Origin of the sequence: Pseudomonas sp. NPDC085632, from assembly GCF_044541255.1 — a bacterium.
GTDB lineage: Bacteria > Pseudomonadota > Gammaproteobacteria > Pseudomonadales > Pseudomonadaceae > Aquipseudomonas.
This window is the reverse complement of sequence record NZ_JBITSX010000112.1, coordinates 1-1,485: the sequence shown is the minus strand read 5'-3', so window position 1 is coordinate 1,485 and position 1,485 is coordinate 1. Positions and strand designations below refer to the sequence as shown.

Annotated in this window: 2 protein-coding genes; both read left to right on the top strand. The window is 57.0% G+C overall.

Features of this window, described 5'->3' with window-relative positions; all coding sequences use genetic code 11:
* Positions 1–235 precede the first annotated feature (235 nt).
* Positions 236–838 carry a 50S ribosomal protein L25/general stress protein Ctc gene (locus ACIF4X_RS29255; RefSeq protein WP_397484698.1) on the top strand — a complete coding sequence of 201 codons (603 nt, stop codon included), beginning with the start codon at positions 236–238 and terminating at the stop codon, positions 836–838.
* Between the two features lie 171 nt (positions 839–1,009).
* On the top strand, positions 1,010–1,485 hold a 476-nt coding region (gene pth / locus ACIF4X_RS29250; protein WP_397484697.1), incomplete at its 3' end, for an aminoacyl-tRNA hydrolase.

The following is a 1,485-nucleotide window of genomic DNA, read 5'->3' as shown; positions in this document are numbered from 1 at the left end:
CGCACGTATCCCTCAACTGCATATCGCCCCGGTGGTTGCCGCCGCGGTTCGCCGCATCAGCCAAGAAGACTCCACCAGCGCGATGTTCCGTTAAGGGCCCTGCCCGTCTCGAACTGTCTCGTTGACGCAAAGCGCCCCGCCCCGGCAGTCCTGTCGGGGCGGGGCTTTTTTGCCCATACCGTGTTCGGCGCTGGTCGCAAACGCCACTCGGTCATGGCTATTTTGGAGATACAAAATGAACGATTTTACTCTGAATGCTGAAGTGCGTTCCGACCTGGGGAAAGGTGCGAGCCGCCGCCTGCGTCGTCTCGCAAGCCTGGTTCCAGCTGTAGTTTACGGTGGCGAAAAAGCCCCTGAATCCATCAGCATGCTGGCCAAAGAAGTTGCCAAACTGCTCGAAAACGAAGCGGCTTACAGCCACATCATCGAGCTGAACGTTGGTGGCACCAAGCAGAACGTCATCATCAAGGCTCTGCAACGTCACCCGTCTAAAGGCCACGTTCTGCACGCTGACTTCGTACGCGTTGTCGCTGGCCAGAAACTGACTGCTATCGTTCCTGTGCACTTCATCAACGAAGCTGCTCCAGTGAAGAAAGGCGGCGAGATTTCGCACGTTGTTGCTGAAATCGAAGTTTCCTGCCTGCCGAAAGATCTGCCTGAGTTCATCGAAGTCGATCTGGCTGACGCTGAAATCGGTTCGATCATTCACCTGTCGGACCTCAAAGCTCCTAAAGGCGTTGAGTTCGTTGCTCTGGCACACGGCGATGACAAGGCTGTTGCCAACGTCCACGCTCCACGTGTTGCTCCAGAAGCTACCGAAGAAGGCGCAGCAGAGTAATTCACTCTGTCATGCCTGAGTGAGCAAGTAACATCGCGGACTGGAACGTAGCGAGAAAGCGGGCGAGAACGCGGAGTTTACATCCATGGTAAATGAGCACTTTTCGTCCACTTTCGCCGCTTTCCCTGATCGCGGCGATGTTACTCACCACTCAAAGGAAGGGCCCCTATCGTGACTGCCATCAAACTGATCGTTGGCCTGGGAAATCCAGGCGCTGAATACGACCAGACCCGGCATAACGCAGGGGCCCTTTTTGTTGAGCGCATCGCTGACGCACAAGGTGTCAACCTTGTCGCCGATCGCAAATATTTCGGCCTGACCGGGCGCTATTCGCACCAAGGTCAGGATGTTCGTCTGCTGATTCCCACCACCTACATGAACCGCAGCGGCCAGGCCGTGGCGGCACTCGCCGGTTTCTTCCGCATCAAGCCTGAAGAAATCCTCGTGGCGCATGACGAACTCGACTTGCCTCCGGGCGTTGCCAAGCTCAAGCAGGGCGGCGGCCATGGCGGTCACAACGGGTTGCGCGACATCATTGCGCAACTGGGCAATCAGAATACGTTCTACCGCCTGCGGCTTGGCATTGGCCACCCGGGCGTCGCCAGTATGGTTTCAAATTTCGTCCTGGGTCGTGCGCTGCTTCGAAG

Coding starts and splice junctions, on each gene's coding strand:
- ACIF4X_RS29255 (WP_397484698.1), top strand. CDS start 236: ATGAACGATTTTACTCTGAATGCTGAAGTGCGTTCCGACCTGGGGAAA.